Raw genomic sequence first — 18,962 nt, 5'->3', positions numbered from 1 at the left:
CCGAGGAGTGGCGAGAACGGCGGGGTAGTCGGGTGGGGCGGCCGTCAGTGCTTGGTCGCGAAGACCTGGATGACCGAAGGTCGCGGCTGGCCCGTGCCGTCGTACGGGAACTGGCTGACCGGCGCATCGGGTGATGCGCCCTCGACCTCGCCCGGGTGCTGGACCGAGCACAGCACTGTGGTGTCGTCGACGATCAGCGGCCCCGCCGACTCCGCACCGTGCGGCATCGTCTGGAACTGCTGCAGGTGACCCTGGTACGGACCGCTCAGCGGCATCATGAAGAACGCGTCCGCGTTGCCAAGAGCGTTGCCATCAGTGGAGATCCACAGGTTGCCCTTGGAGTCGAAGGCCACGTTGTCGGGGCAGGAGATCGGGCTGACCTGGGTGCGGTCGTACCCGTTGAAGTAGGTCGCCGGGTCGTTGGGGTCACCGCAGATGAGGACGAGCTTCCAGGTGAAGGTCGTCTTCGTGTGATCGTTCTTGGGCGCGGTGATCTCGATGACCTGGCCGTGCTTGTTGGTGGCGCGCGGGTTGGCCTCGTCGATCTGGCTCGGCACCCGCTTGTCGTTGTTGGTCAGCGCGGCATAGACCCGCTTGTTGACCGGGTTGATGTCGACGTCCTCAGGACGGTCCATCTTGGTCGGGCCGACCTTGTCGGCGGCCAGGCGCGTGTGGACCAGGACCTGCGCGACGGTGAAGCCGGGGACCTTGGACTTCCCGTCGAGGACGAGCGGCAGCCACTCGCCGGTGCCGTCGCTGACGCCGTCCTGCGCGCCGTCGCCGGTGAACTTCGCGACGTACAGGTCGCCCTCCGTGAGCAGCGACATGTTGTGCCGCTTGTTGCCCTCGACGTACTTCCCGGACGAGACAAACTTGTACATGTAGTCGAACTTCTCGTCATCACCCATGACCGCCACCGCGCGGCCGTCCGGAGCGATCGTGACGTTGGCGCCCTCGTGCTTCAGACGACCCATGGCGGTGTGCTTGCGCGGTGTGGAGCGCGGGTCGGATGGGTCGACCTCGATGACGTAGCCGAACCGGTTGGACTCGTTGGGGTCCTGCGCAGCGTCGAAGCGCGGGTCGACCTTCTCCCACGAGCGACCCTTGGAGCCGGTGAGGCCGTAGCGCTTGAACGCGTCCTCCTGGCCGGCCGGAGCGGCGTCGACCTTGAAGTAGCCGTTGAAGTTCTCTTCGCCCGAAAGCACTGTGCCCCAAGGGGTTACGCCGCCCGAGCAGTTGCCGAACGTCCCGAGCACCCGGCGGCCGGTCGGGTCGGCCTTGGTCTGCAGCAGCTCCGAACCCGCCGCCGGACCGTCGAAGGCGAACGGCGTCGTGGTCGTGATGCGGCGGTTCTGGCGGGCTCCGAGGCGGGCCTTCCACTCACGGCCCTTCTTGCTGACCTCGACGACGGACATGCCGTGCGCGGCCATCGTGATCTTGATCTGCTCCGGGGTGAGAGCGGCCGCACCGGTGTAGCCGCGGAACATCAGCTCGTCGTTGGTGTACTCGTTGTTGACGACGAGCAGACCCTTGTCGTGGCAGCCCCGCGCGCGGACCAGTCCGACGTAGTCGCAGTTGTAGCCGAACTGCTTCGCCTGCGCGGCGGCCGTCTGCTTGTCGAAGTCGAACTTCGGTGCGCCCTTGACGATCGGGTCGCCCCACTTGACCAGCGGCTTCCAGGTGAAGCCCTTGGGCGTGATGACCTTGTCGGTCTCGAACGGCTGCGGCGCGGTGCCCTCGAAGTCGTACACGTACGAGCTGCGCCCGCCCCGACCGGCGGTTGCGGCGGCCGCGGGCTGGGTGCCGGCGACGGCGTACAGACCGGCTGCGGCGGCGGTGACGCCGGTGGCCTTCAGGGCCGTACGACGGCTGATGCCGGCCGTGAAGATGTCACCGAAGTAGGCGCTGCCTGAGGTGTTGGGGACCGGCTTGGAGCAGGCGTCGTCGCAGCGGTAGTGGCAGGTCATGGGGCTGCGGCCGCCGGGATGGGTGACGGTGGCCAGAGGGAGCATCGTGCGGCCTTCGCCGGTGGTGTCGGCGCGGAGTTCGGAGGTCACGGGGTCGTCCTTCGAGAGAGGTGACGGGCCTCTTTGCACGCTACGGAAGGCGTTGTCGCGGCATCGGCGATTCAGGCGAAGGCTGGGGGAAGCCTCGGTGACCGGGAGGCGACGTAGGTAGCCCTCACCTGGTGCCGAATTGCCTCAGCGCCTTGCGCTCATCGCCCTGATGGCTACACTCGCATTCATGGACTTGGACAAGCGACCAACTTCGCCCGCGCCGACGGGTGTCGGCCGCATCGCGCTCGATGGGGTCGCCGCACCGACCGCGGTCATCGACCTCGCGGCCTTCACGGCCAACATCGGCGAGATGCGCGAGCGAGCGGCGGGCGTACCCATCCGTGTCGCCTCGAAGTCGATCCGCGTGCGTGGCCTGATCGAGCGCCTGCTGCGCGAGGAGGGTTACGCCGGCGTCCTGGCCTACTCCGCGGCCGAGGCCTTGTGGTTGGTCGAGCACGGTGCGCGTGACGTGCTCGTCGCCTATCCGACCGTCGACCGTGACACGCTGGCCAAGGTCAGCGCGGATGACGTCGCCGCGGCCGAGATCGCCTTCATGGTCGACCTCCCCGAGCACCTGGCCATACTGGACGAGTCTGCGGGTGCGCACCCCCTCAGGGCCGCAATCGATGTCGATTGCTCGATGCGGGTGGGGCCGGTGACCATCGGCGCACACCGGTCCAGTGTGCACTCCGCCAAGGACGCGGAAAGGCTTGTGCTGCAAGCGCGCTCGCTGTCCGGCGTACGGATCGCTGGGCTGATGTTCTATGACGCACAGATCGCCGGTGTCGCCGATACGAGCTCTGCGATCCGGCTGATGAAGAAGGCTTCACTCCGGGAGCTGCGCCGCCGTCGCCAACAGGTGATCGCCACGGTCACCCGTCACGTGACGCTCGACTTCGTCAACGCGGGCGGCACGGGGAGCTTGCACCTGATGCACGACGACCCCGCGATCACCGACCTCGCCGCCGGATCGGGGCTCTTCACCCCGCGGCTGTTCGACCACTACGACAACACCGCACTGCGGCCGGCGGCCTACTTCGTCTCGCCGGTGGTTCGCAAGCCCACCGACGATGTGGTGGTCGCCTTCTCGGGTGGCTACATCGCCAGTGGGCCGGCAGGCGCGGCGCGGGTGCCGGAGGTAGCGTTCCCCGAGGGCCTCGAGCCCTTCGCGCAGGAAGGCTACGGTGAGGTGCAGACTCCGCTGCGCGGCGACGCCGCCCATGGCATGAAGGTTGGTGACCTGGTCTGGTTCCGGCATGCCAAGGCCGGTGAGATGTGTGAGCGGTTCGACCAGGTCTTGCTGGTCGAGGACGGGCAGGTCGTCGAGCGACTGCCCACCTATCGAGGCGAGGGCAAGAACTTTGGCTGACCCACAATCCGTCCGCGCGGCAGGCGAGCGCGGAGCGGGCACTCCCTGGACCAACTGGGCCCAGACCGTCCGCACCGGGCCGGTCGACGTGTACGCGCCGCGCGACACCGCGGACGTCGCCAGTGCTGTCGCGCTCGCCGCGCGGACCGGCCGCAAGGTCAAGCCGATCGGGTCCGGCCACTCCTTCACCGCGATCGGTGAGCCGGTCGATCTCCAGCTGCAGCTGCATGGCCTCAGCGGGATCGTGAGCCACGATGCCGCGACCGGTCGGGTCCGCGTACGCGCCGGCACGCCTCTGCACGTCCTCAACCCTGCGCTTGAGGCGCTTGGCCTCGCGATGCCGAACCTGGGCGACATCGACCGGCAGACCATCTCCGGTGCCCTATCGACCGGCACCCATGGCACCGGGCTGAGGTTCACCGGATTGTCGGGATTTGTGACCGGCGTCGAGATGGTGCTCGCCGACGGCTCGATCGTGCGGTACGACGATGGTCACCGACCGGACCTCGTCCCGGCCGCAGCCCCTGGGTTGGGTGCGCTCGGCGTGATCACCGAGTACGAGCTGCAATGCGTCCCTGCATTCCTGCTCCGGGCGCACGAGGCGCCGTCGACGCTCGACCGGCTGCTGGGCGCCCTGGACGAAACCGTAGATAGCGCAGACCATTTCGAGTTCTACTGGTTCCCGCACACAGATCGCGTGCTGACCAAGATCAATACGCGACTGGATGACCCAGCTCTGAGGGACCCGCTGCCGCGGTGGCGCGAGGTCCTCGATGACCGCATCCTGTCGAACAATCTGTTCGAGGTCGTCAATCGGCTGACCACCGCTGTCCCGCAAGCGATTCCGAGGATCAACCAGCTGTCCAGCCGCGTGCTGTCGGAGCGCACCTACACCGACTCTTCCTACAAGATCTTCGCCACCCAGCGCACCGTACGTTTCAAGGAGTCCGAGTTCGCCGTGCCCCGCGCCGAGGTGCCGGGACTGCTCGCCGAGCTGAAGGCGTACTGCGACCGCAAGGACGAGGTGGTGGCCTTCCCCGTCGAGGTGCGGTTCACCGCGGCGGACGACCGCTGGATGTCGACGGCCTACGGGCGCGAGACCGGCTATGTCGCGATCCATCAGTACCACCGGCGCGACCACACAGCGTACTTCGACGCGTTCTGGTCGCTGCTGCGATCGATCCCGGAGGCCCGACCGCACTGGGGCAAGATGCACGACCTGGACGCCGGTGACCTGCGCAAGGTCTACCCGAAGTTCGACGACTTCGTCGCGCTGCGCGACGAGCTGGATCCCAACAGGGTCTTCGAAAACCCTTATCTGGCAAAGGTTCTCGGCTAGCGCACGCTGGCTGCTCCCGCGATCAGAGCGCGAGCGGCCCAGGCGAAGTCGCCTCCTTCCGGCGGGGCGTCATGGAGGTGCCCGACCGCGTGGGCGTTGAGCGCCTCACCGAGGAGCAGGTGCCAAAGGGACCGGTAGCAGCGCAGCGCTCGCGTGCGGCTCAGTCCGGTGGCCTCGAGCAGCTCGACACAGTGGTCGGCTACGGCGCGGGCATCCTCGAGGTGGAAGCCGCCGCTGGCGATGAGGGTGGCGGACCACGGGTGCTCGGCGACGTAGCGGCGCATGGCGACCCACTGGCGTACGGCAGCCTCCTGGGGTGAGCGGCGTCCGGCCGGCACGAGGGGATAGCCCTCGATGAAGTCGGCCGCCAGCAGGGTGAGCAGGTCGGCGCGGTTGTCGATGTGGCGGTAGAGCGAGGCGGCACCGGTCCCGAGCTCGTCTGCCAGACGTCGCAACGTGACGGCCTCGAGACCATCCTCATCGGCGACCGTGCGCGCGGTGTCGACGATCCTTCGGGCGGTGAGTCCCGGACGGGCCATGACCACTCCTCTCGGTTGCGAACAATGTTCGCACGAGTTAGGTTCGCCTAATGCGAACGCCGTTCGCGTCGAGGGGAGAAGTGATGGAACGTCGGGTGCTGGCAGCCATCTCAGCTGTCGTGCTGTCGTACGGACTGCTGCAGACGATGCTGGTCCCTGCCGCGAACCATGTGCAGGCCGACCTGCACACATCGTCGCAAGGTGCGACCTGGGCAGTGCTGTCCGCGATGCTGCTCAGCAGCGCCGCGGTCACGCCGGTGCTCGGTCGCCTCGCGGACCGGTTCGGGCAGCGGACGATCCTGCTGGCGTGCCTGTGGATCTACCTTGCTGGTGCGCTCGTGGCCGCGGTCGCGCCGAGCATCGAGGTGCTGATCGCGGCACGGGTCCTGCAAGGTGTCGGACTCACCCTCGTCCCGCTGAGCTTTGCTCTCGTCAAGAGCAGCCTGACCGGCCCTGCCGTCGGTCGTGGGCTCGCTCTTGCGGCCACGCTGGTCACGGGAAGTGCCGGCGCGGGTCTGCTGGCGGGCGGCCTGATCGCCGACCACTTCAGCTGGCGGTGGCTGTTCGTGATCGGGGCGGCGGTCATCGTCGTCGCTCTGGTGCTGACCTCTCGCGACCTGCCTGCTGACGAAGCCCGCGACGCGAGCCCGATCGACTGGTCGGGAGCCGCCTTGCTGGCGGTGGCGTTGACCACCCTGCTGCTCGCGGTGACTCAAGGCCGGGCCTGGGGCTGGACCTCGTGGCAGGTCCTCGGTCTGGTCGGACTGGCGCTGCTCTCGGCCGCCCTGCTCGTCGTCGTCGAGGAGCGGGTCGCCGCGCCACTCATCGACCTGAACCTGATGCGGGGCGGGCTGCTCGCTGCGCATCTCGGTGCGCTCATGCTCGGCGTCAACCAGTTCATGCTCTACACGCTGCTGCCCCATCTCGCGCAGGCACCCGGGAGCGGCGCCTCCGGCCTCGGCCTGAGCGCGACGGCGGCGGCCGCTCTCCTGGTGCCGGGCGCTCTGCTCACCATCCCCGCAGGTCGGTGGCGGCCGGCCCGGGTCGATGAGCCGCGGAGCCTGCTGGCTGTTGGCCTCGCGGTGTCGAGTGTGGGTGCAGGCGTACTGCTCGTTGCGCGTGGAGGTCCACTGGTCGTGACGGCGGTCTACGTGCTCGTCAGCCTGGGCTACGGCATCGCGATGGCCGCCCTGCCTCGCCTGGTGGCACGCGAGTGCCCACCGCTACGGCTGGGCTCGGTCAACGCGGTCAACACGGTCGCTCGTACGGTCGGTGGCGCGTTCGGCTCGCAGCTCGCGGCCCTCGTCCTGAGCGGGCAGTCACGACCGGGACGGTCGGCGTACGACCTGGGCTTTGCCGTCGCGGCTGCGGCGGCGGTCATCGGGGTACCGCTCGTCCTTGCTGCGGGGGTCCGTCAGTCGCGTGTCGCGGTGTAGCCGAGCAGCTTGCCGGCGAGGTCGGTGAGGATCTCGGTGGTGCCGCCGCCGATGCCGAGGATGCGCATGTCGCGGTACTGCCGCTCGACCTCGCTCTCGCGCATGTAGCCCATGCCGCCGAACAGCTGGACCGCCTGGTGCGCCACCCACTCGCCGGTCTCGACCGCGGTGTTCTTGGCGAAGCAGACGTCCGTGACGAGGTCCTGCTCGCCCGCGGCATACCGCTCCACGACGGACCGCGTGTAGACGCGAGCCACGTCGGTGCGGCGCGTCATCTCGGTCAGGGTGTGCTGCACGCTCTGACGGCTGATCAACGGTCGCCCGAACGTCGTCCGATCGCGGCACCAGGCCACGCTGAGGTCGAGGCAGCGCTGAGCGGAGGCGTACGCCTGGGTCGCCAACGCGGCTCGCTCGGTCACGAAAGCCGCTGCGATCTGGGCGAATCCGGAGTTCTCGGGGCCAACCAGGTTGCCGACCGGGACGCGCGCATCGACGAACGACAGCTCGGCCGTGTCCGAGGCCAGCCAGCCCATCTTGTCGAGCTTGCGCGAGACCTCGAAGCCTGGTGTGCCGCGCTCGACGACCAGCAGTGAGACGCCACCGGCGCCCGGTCCACCCGTGCGCACGGCAGTCACGACGAAGTCGGCCCGGCACCCCGAGGTGATGTACGTCTTCGCCCCGTTGACGACGTAGTGGTTGCCGTCGCGACGGGCCGTCGTGGTCAGGTGGCCGACGTCAGAGCCGCCACCCGGCTCGGTGATCGCCAACGAACCGATCAGCTCGCCGGCCAGGGTGGGCCGGACCCAGCGGTCGATCTGCGTCGGGTCGCCGGCCGCGATGACGTGGGGGAGGGCGATGCCAGAGGTGAACAGTGAGGCGAAGAGGCCACCGGATCCGCCCGCGTAGTGCATCTCCTCGCAGATGATCGAGGCGTCGATGACATCGCCACCGCCGCCACCGACGGCTTCCGGCGCCGCGACGCCGAGGAGACCGAGCGCGCCGGCCCGCTGATGCAGCGATCGCGGCAGCTCGCCATCGCGCTCCCACTGCTCGAGGTCGGGGAGCACGTCGGTCTCGGTGAAGCGGCGGACCGTCTCGCGCAGCGCCCGTCGCTCATCGGTCTCCCAGGGGCTTGTCATGGATCGACTCTAACCAAAAGCAAGCACGCCTGCTTGTTTTACGTCGTGGTCAGGCGCAGGGGGCGGCGTCCACCGCCGCGGCAGCCGCCGTGAGTGCGCGCGCACGGCGGCTGCGCGTTGCAGATCGCAGGGTGTCGATCGTGAGCAGTACCAACGCAATCCAGACGATTCCGAAGCCGATCCAGCGGCTGGCGGGCATCTGCTCGTCGAGCAGCAGCACGGCGCACAGCAGCTGGAGGACGGGCGCGACGAACTGCAGCAGCCCGATCGTCACGAGCGGCACGCGTCGTGCAGCGGCCGCGAAGAGCAGCAACGGACCTGCGGTGACGACGCCGGCGAGCACGAGCAGCGCGGTGTGCCAGGCGCCCTCGGTGGTGAACGTGGTGTCACCCCGCACCGTGAGCACGACCAGCAGGACGGCCGCTGCGGGAGCGAGGACGAGGGTCTCGGCGGTCAGGCTCTCGACCGCTGTCATCGAGCCGCCGAGGCGATTCTTGAGCAGGCCGTACGTCGCGAATGACAAGGCGAGGCCGATCGAGATCCACGGCGGCTGTCCGTAGTCGATGGCGAGGTAGACGCAGGCAAGAGCGCCGACAGCAACGGCCACCCACTGCAACGGACGCAGCCGCTCGCGGAGCACGAGGACGCCGAGTGCCACGGTGACGAGCGGGTTGAGGAAGTATCCGAGGGCCGCCTCGGTCGCGTGGCCCGAGACCACCGCGGCCACATAGATCGTCCAGTTGGTGGCGATCAGCACACTGGCCAGCGCGACCGTGGCCAGCCGTCGCGGCCGTGCGATGAGCTCGCGGAGGTAGCCGAGTCGACGCCAGACGGCGAGCCCGGCACCGCACAGCAGCACGGTCCACAGCACCCGGTGAGTCAGGATCTCCCAGGCACCGGCCGGTTTCAGTGCATCGAAGTAGAGGGGCATCGCGCCCCAGAGGAAGTAGGCGAGGAAGCCGTACGCCGCGCCCCGGTTGGTCTCGGATGTGCCGCTAACCGTCACTGGCCCACGATAGGCGCGTACGCCGGGCGGACCCCCCGAGGGCCCGCCCGGCGTACGTGACTAGCTCAGTGGCCGGAGCGCAGCTCGGCCTGCTGAACCGCCTTGATCTTGGCCAGCGACGCGGGTGCAGCGGCCTTGACCTTGGCAGCCGGGAGACCATCCAGGCCGTTCTCAGCGGTTTTGGCCGGCTTGGACGCCGTGTACAGCCAGTTGCGGAAGAAGCCGCCCAGGTCCTCCCCGGACGTCTTCTCGGCCAGTGCCACGAACTCGGCGATGGCGCCGTTGCCGTAGCGGTGCTTGGGCACCCAGGTGCGCATGACCTGGAAGAACGCCGGGTCACCGATCCGGTTGCGCAGCGCCTGGAGCGTCATCGCACCACGGTCGTAGACCTGGCCGGAGAACTCCTTGCCCGCACCCGGGTCGCCGATGGGCAGCTTCCACAGCGCGCTGCTGTCCGGATTGGCGTAGTAGGACGCGAGAATCTCCTGGCCGCTGCCCTCGCCGTGCATCTCCGACCAGTACCACTCGGCGAACGACGCGAAGCCCTCGTTGAGCCAGATGTCCTTCCAGTCGTGCACGCTGACCGCATCGCCGAACCACTGGTGCGCCTGCTCGTGCACGATCACGTAGATGTTGGGGCCGTTGCGCCAGAAGCCACGCGTGTAGACCGGCCGCGTCTGGTTCTCCAGCGCGAAGCCGAAGTCCGCGGCAGGGGCGACGCCACCGGTGATCTCGAACGGGTACTTGCCCCAGGCGCGGCTGTGGAAGTCGATGACCTCCGACGTACGCGCGAGGTCCTTCTTGGCGTACTCACCCTCCTGGCCACCGTTGGAGGCGACCGCGTTGATCCAGGGCAGACCGCTGGCGCCGACGCCCTGGGTGATGTCGAAGTGGCCCATGGCCAGGAACGTCAGGTACGTCGCCTGCGGCTTGGCGGAGTGCCACACCCAGGTGTCGCCATCGCGGCCGTACTGGGTCTTCTTCAGCGTGCCGTTGCTCAGCGCCTGCAGACCCTTGGGCACGGTGGCCTTGACGTCGAACGTCGCCTTGTCGCGCGGGTGGTCGTTGCTCGGGTACCACCAGGCGGCGATCTCCGGCTCACCGACGGCCACCGCACCGTCGTCCGTCTTGACCCACGGCGAGAACCCGTTGACCTTGGTCGTCGACGGCACGCCGGCGTACGTCACGGTGATCTTGAGGGGACCGCCGGTGACGACGGGGACCTTGGGGACGACGGCCAGCTCGTGCGACGTCGGCTTGCTGAACTTCGCCGGCACCCCGTTGACCGTGACGGCAGTGGCCTTGAGCGCGAGGTCGAGGTCGAACTTGCGCAGGTTCTGCGTCGCGGTGGCCGTGATGGTCGTGGTGCCGGTGATGAGGTCGGTGGCCGGGTCGTAGTCGACGTCGATGGCGTAGTGCCCGACGTCGTACCCGCCGTTGCCGTAGTCCTTGTAGTACGGGTCACCTATGCCGGGCGAGCCGACATCCGAGGGTGCGGCACTGGCGGTGCCGGTGGTGGCCAGGCCGAGGACGGCGGCGAGGGCCAGGCTGGTGCGCGCGAGGTGCGCGGCGCGGTTGTGTGACATGAAGATGCCTCCCTGAGTACTGACGTCGGCGACGACCGACGACTCTTAGTACCCCGATCGCATAGGGAGGGCATCAGTACTGCGAGGTCAGCACGAAATCCTGACCGTCAGTTGACCAACCAGGTGTCCTTGCCGTGGAGCAGCTGCTCCAGGTCGCGCTCGCCGGCCGGGCCACCGGCCTGCTCGACGGCCGCGCCGACCTGCCCGCGGACGCCGTCGTCGTAGGTCGCCCGGGGTGCATTGCGGAAGATGCCCATCGGCACCTGGGCGAACGACGGGTCGTCCAGGCGACTCAGCGCGAATGCCTGGCTCGGGTCGGGGTCGTCGGCGCGATGGAGTACGACGCGGGCCGGGTCGGCCTCCGCCTCGGGGACGACGAGCAGCCGGCCCTCGTCGTCGCGTACGACCACGCGGGTGTGGTCGTCGGCGCCGGCTCGGATGGGCTCGCCGTCGACAAGCTGCAGGATGCGGGCGGTCGCCTCGTCGCGGTCCTTGAGCATCTGGAACGCGCCGTCGTTGAAGATCGGGCAGTTCTGGTAGATCTCGACGAGGGCAGCGCCGCGGTGCTCCGCCGCCGCGCGCAGGGTCGCGGTCAGGTGCTTGCGGTCGGAGTCCATGGTGCGGGCCACGAACGATGCCTCCGCACCGAGCGCCAGTGACACCGGGTTGAACGGTTGGTCGATCGAGCCGGCCGGCGTGGACTTGGTGACCGTGCCGATGTCGGACGTGGGGGAGTACTGGCCCTTGGTCAGCCCGTAGATCTTGTTGTTGAACAGCAGGATCGTCATGTTGACGTTGCGCCGCATCGCGTGGATCAGGTGGTTGCCACCGATCGACAACGCGTCGCCGTCGCCGGTCACGACCCAGACGGACAGGTCGGGACGTGAGGTGGCCAGGCCCGTCGCGATGGCCGGTGCGCGCCCGTGGATCGAATGCATGCCGTAGGTGTCGAGGTAATAGGGGAATCGGCTGGAGCAGCCGATGCCCGACACGAAGACGATGTTCTCGCGCTTGAGCCCGAGGTCGGGCAGGAAGCCCTGTACTGCGGCCAGGATCGCGTAGTCACCACAGCCGGGACACCAGCGGACCTCCTGGTCGGAGGTGAACTCCTTGCGAGTCGCCTTGTCCTCCGTCGTGGGTACGCCCTCAAGGCCGGAGCGGAAGGCCGGCAGGCCGAGATCAATGCTCATGAGGTCGCCTCCTGGGAGATGACATCCGCGAGTTCCGATGTCATGAAAGGAAGTCCGCGGACTGAGGTGTGGCTGCGCACGTCGACGAGATACTTCGCACGGAGCAGCAGGGCGAGCTGGCCGAGGTTCATCTCGGGGACGATCACCCGGTCGTACGCGCGCAGCACCTCGCCGAGGTTGGACGGGAACGGGTTGAGATGGCGCAGGTGGGCCTGGGCGACCTTGGCGCCGGTGCCGCGGACCAGTCGAGTGGCCGCCTTGATCGGGCCGTACGTCGATCCCCAGCCGAGCACGAGGACGCGCGCCTCCCCGGACGGGTCGTCGACCTCGAGCTCGGGGATCGAGTCGGCGACCAGGTCGATCTTGCGCTGCCGTAGCCGAACCATGTGGTCGTGGTTGTCCGGGTCGTAGCTGATGTTGCCGGTGACGTCGGCCTTCTCGATGCCGCCGACGCGGTGCTCGAGCCCGGGTGTGCCCGGGACGGCCCACGGTCGAGCCAGCGTCTTGTCGTCATGGAGATAGGGGTGGAAGACCGGATTGCCTTCGTCATCAACGCCATTCGGCTCCGTCGCCAGCTCGACCTTCATGTCGGGCAGGTCGTCGATGGTCGGGATGCGCCACGGCTCAGACCCGTTCGCGAGGTATCCGTCGGAGAGGAGAATCACCGGTGTGCGGTAGGTCGTCGCGATCCGTACGGCCTCCATCGCCGCGTCGAAGCAGTCGGTCGGGCTGCACGGCGCGACCAGCGCGACCGGTGACTCGCCGTTGCGTCCGAACATCGCCTGCAGCAGGTCGGCCTGCTCGGTCTTGGTGGGCAGTCCGGTCGAGGGGCCGCCACGCTGCACGTCGACGATCACCAGCGGCAGCTCGAGCGAGACGGCCAGCCCGATGGTCTCGGACTTCAGCGCCAGCCCGGGGCCGGAGGTCGTGGTCAGGCCCAGGGCGCCGCCATAGGACGCACCCAGTGCCGCACCGACCCCGGCGATCTCGTCCTCGGCCTGAATCGTGGTGACACCAAAGCGTTTCAACGTCGACAGCGTGTGCAGGACGTCGGACGCCGGGGTGATCGGATAGCTGCCGAGCACGAGCGGCAGGCCGGTGCGCTGCGAGGCGGCGACGAAGCCGTACGCGAGCGCGAGGTTGCCGGTGATGTTGCGGTAGGTGCCGGCGGCCATGGGCGCCGGGGACACGGCGTACGACACCGCGAAGGACTCGGTGGTCTCGCCGTAGGCATGACCCGCGTGCAGGGCGGCGAGGTTGGCGCCGAGGATCTCGGGCATGGCCGCGAACTTGGTCTTGAGGAAGCTCTCGGTGCCGTCGGTCGGACGGTTGTACATCCACGACAGGAGGCCGAGCGCGAACATGTTCTTGGCGCGCTCCTTGTCCTTGCGCGTCAGGTCGAAGGACTCCAGCGCGTCGACCGTGATCGAGGTCAGCGGCACGCTGTGGACCTGCCAGGACTCGAGGGAGTCGTCATCGAGGGGGTTGGCGGTGTAGCCGACCTTGGCGAGGTTGCGCTTGCCGAACTCGTCGGCGTTGACGATGAGCGTCGCGCCGCGGGGCAGGTCGCCGAGGTTGGCGCGCAGGGCAGCAGGGTTCATCGCGACGAGCACGTCGGGGGCATCACCCGGCGTCAGCACGTCGTGGTCGGCGAACTGCACCTGGAAGCTGCTGACTCCGGGCAGGGTGCCCTGGGGCGCGCGGATCTCGGCGGGGAAGTTGGGCAGCGTGGACAGGTCGTTGCCCAGGCTCGCGGTCTCGGCGGTGAATCGGTCACCCGTCAGCTGCATTCCGTCGCCGGAATCCCCCGCAAATCGGATGATGACACGGCCGAGGCGCTCTGTGGACTTGGAACTCATGGTTCTGGCTCACCAGGCTTATGTGTGCTGCGGTTAGGCGTCCCTTACAGCCTATGCCTGGTCTATGACAACCGCAGGCCGGTCCGCGGAGTGTCGTCAGATGCTGGTTCCACCGCCGAAGTTGCCTGGCGTGTGGCGGCTGTGGCTCTGCGCGCCCGGGCGTGCTGCCTCGCCCGCGTTGTCGCCGTGTGCCATGCCGTCCTTCACCGTGGGCTCGCCTCCGCTCGCGCCGCCGCGGCGGCCGATGAGCACGACCATGCCGACGAACGCGGCAAGGCAGAGCAGGACGATGATCAGTACACCCATGTCGTTTCCCCTTGTCCGGGTGGTGCTCGTGTCATCCCACTATCCGTGTGAACGGGCTCCGGGAACGCGTCCGAGGTCGTCCGTCTCTGAATCGTGATCTCACGCCCAGGTGTGCCAGAGCGCGGTCAGCCGCGACTGGTGGGCATCCGTGACGAGCTCGCGCGCCAGGACGCCTGGCTCGGCCAGGTGCAGGGTTGCCGGCCCGTCGGGTACGTCGGCCGGCCGCCAGCCGATCGCGGTCACCGTGTCGATGACCCGGCTGCCGCCGAGCAGGCCGGGCAGGGCGACGGTCTCCGGACTGAGGGTGAGGTCCTCCGCGAGGGCCGGCCGGCCGTCGTACGTCATGCGGGTGCGGCAGGTGAGGGCTCCGGGAGGCTCGCCGGACCTGCCGAGGGCGACCGTGTCCCGGAGCAGCAGCCGACCGCCGGCCGCGATGTCGACATGGAGTGACCGGTGCACTGACGCTCCGGCGGAGACCACGAGTGGTTCGCCGTGCCACGTGAGCGCCGCGTCCGAGGCGATCCGGATCGCCATGTCCCACCGGGCTTCGCCGCCTCGGCCGTCGTACGCGACCGTGCCTGCGACGTCACGCAGCTCGAGCCGCACGCCCGGCCCGACGTCGACCTCGAGCCGCACGTGGTCACCCGCGAGGAGGGTTGCCGTTGTGGCGACCAGAGCGACTGACGCCTGATCAGGACCGCTCGACAAGAGCCGTGGCGCGAGCAGTCCCGACCGCAGGTCGACCCGCGCCCGGCCGTTCGGCTGGGCGGTCACGCCGACGCGGGTGGTCCGGGTCGTCAATGCGCGTGCACCGTGCCGTCCGCGTGACTGTGGGGGGCCATCGGACCAGGGTCCTGCGGATGATGCACGCCGGAGCGATAGGCGGCGAGCATCGTACGGACCCAATCGCACAGTGCTGCAACGGAATTCGCGTCCGACCGGGAGAGCGCGATCACCGGTCGGCCGTCGCGCGCCTCACGCCCCTGCCGCTCCATGAGCGCTGCGTCGACGCCGACGTGCGGGGCGAGGTCGGTCTTGTTGACGACGAGGAGATCGGCGCGAGCGATGCCCGGTCCACCCTTGCGGACGACGTCTCCGCCACCGGCGACGTCGAGCACGAACAGCTGCGCGTCGACCAGCGCGGGGGAGAAGGTCGCGGTCAGGTTGTCGCCGCCGGACTCCACCAGCACGAGGTCGAGGGGCGCGAAGTCGGCCTCGAGATCCTCGATCGCCAGGTCGTTGGCCGTGATGTCGTCGCGGATGGCCGTGTGCGGGCAGGCGCCGGTCTCGACGGCCCGAATCCGTTGCGGGTCAAGGACTCCCGCGGCTCGCAGCATCTGTGCGTCTTCGTCGGTGTAGATGTCGTTGGTGATGACGCCGATCTGCAGCTCTGCGGACAGCTCGCGGCACAGCGTCCCGATCAAGGACGACTTGCCGGTGCCGACCGGGCCGGCGACGCCGACTCGGAAGGCGCGCGTGGGGACGGGGTTCTCAGGCACGGAACAGCCTCCGGGGTGCGTGGGCATGAGCGTGCTGCCAGAGCTCCAGGGCAGGAGCGGCAGCGGCGGGGATCTCGTCGGGACTGGTCAGGTGCACGACCCGGCGTACGACGGACTCGACCTCGGGGGCGACGTCCAGGGCCCAGGTGACCGTCTCTGCGGGATCGAGCGGAGCGAGCTTGAGGGCGGCGGCGCAGACGGACTGCACGTCGTCGTGACAGACGAGCCGGGCCAGGTCGGCCGGCCCGATCTCGAGGTGCAGTGCGAGCAGAGCCAGGGCGATGGGCCGGGGGAGCCGCCCGTGCGTCGCGTCGCCACCGAGCCGGGTGAGGAGACGTTGGTAGCCGCGCCCGACCTCGATCGAGGCGGCACGGACGACATCGTTGGGCGTACGCGCTGCCCACGCTCGGGTGACCGCGTCCAGCTCTCCGTCGGCGCCCGTACCGTGCAGTGCGACGACCGCGGTCGCGGCGTCGACAAGGGTGGTCGTGCGCAGCCGGGTGACGAGATAGGTCGGCACGTCGGCCTCCGCCATCCCCGCCAGCAGGGCGGGCTCGAGTCCCGCAGACTGGGTGTGACCGCCCGTCGGCAGGCGTGCGTCGGCGAGGAGCAGGACGCCGAGTTCCGTTGTGGTGGAGGACATCTCAGAACATCGAGTACAGCTGGGCGAGGGGCAGCTCGCTGACGGGTTGCGGCTCGACCGTCTCACCATCGATCGTGATGGCGAACGTCTCCGGGTCGATGTCGATCTGTGGGAGAGCGTCGTTGTTGACCATGTCGGCCTTGGTGATGTCGCGGGTCGGCCTCACCGCCGCGAGCGAGCGGCGCAGCCCGAGCTGGTCGGCCAGCCCGGCGTCGAGAGCGGCGGGCGAGACGAAGGCGTACGACAGGTCGGCACCCGCGGCGGTGACAAGCGCCGGGCGCATCAGCACGGGCTGCGGAGTCGGGATGGAGGCGTTGGCGTCGCCGAGAGCGGCCCAGGCGATCGCGCCACCCTTGACGACGACCGACGGTCGGAACCCGAACAGCTTGGGCTCCCACAGCACCAGGTCGGCGAGCTTGCCGGCCTCGACCGAGCCGACCTCGTGATCGATGCCGTGTGCGATGGCGGGGTTGATCGTGTACTTCGCGACGTAGCGGCGGGCGCGCTCGTTGTCGGCGGGCAGGCTCTCGCCGAGCGAGCCGAGCCGCGCCTTCATGACGTGCGCGACCTGCCAGGTGCGGGTGATGACCTCGCCGATCCGACCCATCGCCTGCGCGTCCGAGGACGTCATGGACAGCGCGCCCATGTCGTGCAGCAGGTCCTCGGCCGCGATGGTGGTCGACCGGATGCGGGACTCGGCGAACGCGAGGTCCTCTGGTACCGCCGGGTTGAGGTGGTGGCAGACGATGAGCATGTCGAGATGCTCGGCGAGTGTGTTGACGGTGTGCGGAAGCGTCGGATTCGTCGAGCCTGGAAGGACATTCGGCTGTCCGGCGATCGACAAGATGTCCGGAGCGTGTCCGCCGCCGGCGCCCTCGGTGTGGAAGGCGTGGATGCTGCGGCCACCGATCGCGCGCAGCGTCGAGTCGACGTAGCCGGCCTCGTTGAGGCTGTCGCTGTGCAGCGTGACCTGCAGGCCGTGGTCGTCGGCCGCGCGCAGGGCTGCGTCGATCGCCGCCGGGGTGCTGCCCCAGTCCTCGTGCACCTTGTACGCCGCCGCCCCGCCGAGCGCCTGTTCGCGCAGGCCCGCGGCGCTCACCGTGTTGCCCTTGCCCATCAGCAGCACGTTGACCGGCAGCGGGTCGAGCCCGCGCAGGACTGACCGGAGGTGCCACGGTCCAGGAGTGACCGTGGTGGCCTTCGAACCCTCGGACGGGCCGGTGCCGCCACCACCGATGGTGGTGATGCCGGTCGCGAGAGCCTCCTCGATCTGGCTCGTCGACAGCAGGTGCACGTGCATGTCGATGCCGCCCGCGGTGAGGATCTTGCCCTCGCCGGCGATGACATCGGTGCCCGGCCCGATCTCGAGCTCTGGGTGTACGCCGTCAGCGATGTCCGGGTTGCCGGAGCGGCCAAGCGCGACAATGCGTCCGCCGCGGATGCCGACGTCGGCGCGCACGACACCCCAGTGGTCGAGCACGATCGCGTTGGTGATGACCGTGTCGAGGGCACCGTCGGCGCTGCTCCGTAGCCCCTGAGCCATCGACTCGCGGATCGTCTTGCCGCCGCCGAACACCGCTTCGTCACCGCCGGCGGTGAGGTCCTGCTCGACCTCGATCCACAGGTCGGTGTCGCCGAGCCGCACCTGGTCTCCAGCGGTCGGCCCGTAGAGCGCGGCGTACGCCTCGCGGTCCAGCTCAACCACGGTCGTCTCCCTTGCCGATCTGGATGCCGGGGACGCGCCGTCGGCCGCCGAGCGCGACCGCGCTCACCTCGCGCGAGACGCCCGGCTCGAATCGGACCGAGGTGCCGGCCGGGATGTCGAGACGGAAGCCGTACGCCGCCCGCCGGTCGAGGTCCAACGCTGAGTTCGCGTCCGGGAGATGCAGGTGCGAGCCGATCTGAATGGGGCGGTCACCGGTGTTCTCGATGACGAGGGTGATGCGGTCACGGCCCTCGTTCAGCGTGATCGTGCCCGGTCGGACGCGGATCGCGCCGGGCCCAGAGGCGTTGGTATCACTCATGACTCAGCGTCCTAAGCGATCGGGTGGTGGAGGGTGACGAGCTTGCGACCGTCGGGGAAAGTCGCCTCGACCTGGACATCGGTGATCATCTCGGCGACACCGTCCATGACCTGGTCGCGCGCGAGGACGGCGCGACCCTGCTCCATGAGATCGACGACGAGCGCTCCCTCACGGGCGCGCTCGATGACCCAGGTCGACAGCAGCGCGACGGCTTCGGGGTAGTTGAGGCGGACGCCGCGACCCAGCCGTTCGCGGGCCACCATGCCGGCGACCGACAGGAGCAGCTTCTCGGTGTCGGCGGGTGTGAGGTGCACGCTCGTCAGTACAGCAACGGCATGTGTCCCCGGTGTTTCACGGACGTAGGCAGCGCGTTGCCATGCGCCGGTACCATTTTGAATCCCATAGGGGTACCGTTGAGGTATGAGTACTCAGATCGCCGTGCGTCTTCCCGACGACCAGGTGGCGTTCATCGATGAGATGGTCCAACGTGGAGACGCGAGTAGTCGCGCCGATGTCGTGAAGCGCGCCCTCGACCGTGAGCGACGTCGGCAGCAGACTCTGCGCGATGTGGAGATCCTGCGAGCGGCGGGTGGCAATCCCTACCCGGACCTCGACGGCTGGCTGACCGAAGCCGCGGGCACACCGATGGACGACCTGGACTGATGCGTCCGATCCACATCGGGCGCACGGACAAGAGTCGACCTGTGCTCGTGCTCACCCGTGAGCTCGCGCGACCCCTGCTGCACTGGGTCACGGTCGCTCCGATCACCAGCACCATCCGAGGCATCTCCACGGAGGTGAGGGTCGGCCCGGCCAACGGACTCGATCATGACTGCGTCGTCAGCTGCGACAACATCAGCACCATTCGGGCCACGGACCTCGGCCGCGAGGTCGGATATCTACTTCGAGAGCAGGAAGCCGAGCTGAACGCCGCGATCGCAGCAGCCTTCGATCTGGAGCTCTGACTCGC

General features: G+C 68.8%; 19 protein-coding genes. 5 read left to right on the top strand and 14 right to left on the bottom strand.

The genetic code is table 11. The features are described 5' to 3' along the window. Window positions 1–44 precede the first annotated feature (44 nt). The gene (locus VV02_RS21975) at window positions 45–1,967 is read right to left on the bottom strand and encodes a PhoX family protein (protein WP_083450598.1); all 1,923 of its coding nucleotides are present in this window, start codon (window positions 1,965–1,967) and stop codon (window positions 45–47) included. Window positions 1,968–2,244: 277 nt separating this feature from the next. Between VV02_RS21975 and VV02_RS21970 the strand changes: the two genes are divergently transcribed. Continuing rightward, complete coding sequence (locus VV02_RS21970) at window positions 2,245–3,426, top strand: alanine racemase (protein ID WP_157063502.1); 1,182 nt, start codon at window positions 2,245–2,247, stop codon at window positions 3,424–3,426. Further along, entirely contained in the window at window positions 3,419–4,765 is a 1,347-nt protein-coding gene (locus VV02_RS21965) for a D-arabinono-1,4-lactone oxidase (RefSeq protein ID WP_052595096.1), read from the top strand. The genes VV02_RS21970 and VV02_RS21965 overlap by 8 nt, the downstream gene beginning before the upstream one ends. Here the strand turns inward: VV02_RS21965 and VV02_RS21960 are convergent. Continuing rightward, window positions 4,762–5,304: a TetR/AcrR family transcriptional regulator gene (locus VV02_RS21960; protein WP_052595094.1), complete on the bottom strand. Its 543-nt coding sequence runs from the start codon at window positions 5,302–5,304 to the stop codon at window positions 4,762–4,764. The genes VV02_RS21965 and VV02_RS21960 overlap by 4 nt on opposite strands. 83 nt (window positions 5,305–5,387) lie before the next feature. On the opposite strand from VV02_RS21960, the gene VV02_RS21955 reads away from it, so the two are divergent. Next, window positions 5,388–6,740, top strand: a complete 1,353-nt coding sequence (locus VV02_RS21955; RefSeq protein WP_218917456.1) for an MFS transporter — start codon at window positions 5,388–5,390, stop codon at window positions 6,738–6,740. On the opposite strand, the gene VV02_RS21950 is transcribed toward VV02_RS21955, so the two are convergent. From VV02_RS21950 to VV02_RS21895, 12 genes are all read right to left on the bottom strand, one after another. After that, window positions 6,719–7,879, bottom strand: a complete 1,161-nt coding sequence (locus VV02_RS21950) for an acyl-CoA dehydrogenase family protein (RefSeq protein WP_052595089.1) — start codon at window positions 7,877–7,879, stop codon at window positions 6,719–6,721. The two genes, VV02_RS21955 and VV02_RS21950, sit on opposite strands and share 22 nt — an antisense overlap. 49 nt (window positions 7,880–7,928) lie before the next feature. Further along, window positions 7,929–8,885 (bottom strand): EamA family transporter RarD, encoded by a 957-nt coding sequence (gene rarD, locus VV02_RS21945; RefSeq protein ID WP_052595087.1) that lies wholly within the window; start codon window positions 8,883–8,885, stop codon window positions 7,929–7,931. A 65-nt stretch (window positions 8,886–8,950) separates the two neighbouring features. Beyond that, window positions 8,951–10,471, bottom strand: coding sequence for a M1 family metallopeptidase (locus VV02_RS21940; RefSeq protein ID WP_052595085.1), 1,521 nt, complete (start codon window positions 10,469–10,471; stop codon window positions 8,951–8,953). 107 nt (window positions 10,472–10,578) lie between these two features. Next, window positions 10,579–11,661 carry a 2-oxoacid:ferredoxin oxidoreductase subunit beta gene (locus VV02_RS21935; protein ID WP_052595083.1) on the bottom strand — a complete coding sequence of 361 codons (1,083 nt, stop codon included), beginning with the start codon at window positions 11,659–11,661 and terminating at the stop codon, window positions 10,579–10,581. Then, window positions 11,658–13,520 (bottom strand): 2-oxoacid:acceptor oxidoreductase subunit alpha, encoded by a 1,863-nt coding sequence (locus tag VV02_RS21930; protein WP_052595081.1) that lies wholly within the window; start codon window positions 13,518–13,520, stop codon window positions 11,658–11,660. The genes VV02_RS21935 and VV02_RS21930 overlap by 4 nt, the downstream gene beginning before the upstream one ends. 96 nt (window positions 13,521–13,616) lie before the next feature. After that, entirely contained in the window at window positions 13,617–13,826 is a 210-nt protein-coding gene (locus tag VV02_RS21925; RefSeq protein ID WP_052595079.1) for a hypothetical protein, read from the bottom strand. A 99-nt stretch (window positions 13,827–13,925) separates the two neighbouring features. Continuing rightward, on the bottom strand, window positions 13,926–14,627 hold the full coding sequence (locus VV02_RS21920) for an urease accessory protein UreD (protein ID WP_169787735.1): 702 nt from the start codon (window positions 14,625–14,627) through the stop codon (window positions 13,926–13,928). Beyond that, a complete protein-coding gene (gene ureG / locus VV02_RS21915) occupies window positions 14,624–15,352 on the bottom strand; it encodes an urease accessory protein UreG (RefSeq protein WP_083450349.1) in 729 nt (242 codons plus the stop codon). Before ureG ends, VV02_RS21920 begins: the two co-directional genes overlap by 4 nt. Next, window positions 15,318–15,968, bottom strand: coding sequence for an urease accessory protein UreF (locus VV02_RS21910; protein WP_052595073.1), 651 nt, complete (start codon window positions 15,966–15,968; stop codon window positions 15,318–15,320). Before VV02_RS21910 ends, ureG begins: the two co-directional genes overlap by 35 nt. A 1-nt stretch (window position 15,969) precedes the next feature. Then, a complete protein-coding gene (locus VV02_RS21905; RefSeq protein WP_052595071.1) occupies window positions 15,970–17,673 on the bottom strand; it encodes an urease subunit alpha in 1,704 nt (567 codons plus the stop codon). After that, window positions 17,666–17,992: an urease subunit beta gene (ureB, locus tag VV02_RS21900; protein ID WP_052595069.1), complete on the bottom strand. Its 327-nt coding sequence runs from the start codon at window positions 17,990–17,992 to the stop codon at window positions 17,666–17,668. The genes VV02_RS21905 and ureB overlap by 8 nt, the downstream gene beginning before the upstream one ends. Window positions 17,993–18,003: 11 nt before the next feature. Further along, on the bottom strand, window positions 18,004–18,306 hold the full coding sequence (locus VV02_RS21895; RefSeq protein WP_052595066.1) for an urease subunit gamma: 303 nt from the start codon (window positions 18,304–18,306) through the stop codon (window positions 18,004–18,006). Between the two features lie 106 nt (window positions 18,307–18,412). Here VV02_RS21895 and VV02_RS21890 point away from each other — a divergent pair, with 106 nt between their 5' ends. Together VV02_RS21890 and VV02_RS21885 are read left to right on the top strand one after the other, a co-directional pair. After that, on the top strand, window positions 18,413–18,655 hold the full coding sequence (locus VV02_RS21890; protein WP_052595065.1) for a ribbon-helix-helix domain-containing protein: 243 nt from the start codon (window positions 18,413–18,415) through the stop codon (window positions 18,653–18,655). Then, window positions 18,655–18,957, top strand: coding sequence for a type II toxin-antitoxin system PemK/MazF family toxin (locus tag VV02_RS21885; RefSeq protein WP_052595063.1), 303 nt, complete (start codon window positions 18,655–18,657; stop codon window positions 18,955–18,957). The genes VV02_RS21890 and VV02_RS21885 overlap by 1 nt, the downstream gene beginning before the upstream one ends. Window positions 18,958–18,962: the final 5 nt, after the last annotated feature.

This window comes from Luteipulveratus mongoliensis (assembly GCF_001190945.1).
GTDB classification, from domain to species: Bacteria; Actinomycetota; Actinomycetes; order Actinomycetales; family Dermatophilaceae; genus Luteipulveratus; species Luteipulveratus mongoliensis.
The sequence above is the reverse complement of the archived record's forward strand: the minus strand, read 5'-3'. Positions and strand labels throughout refer to the sequence as shown.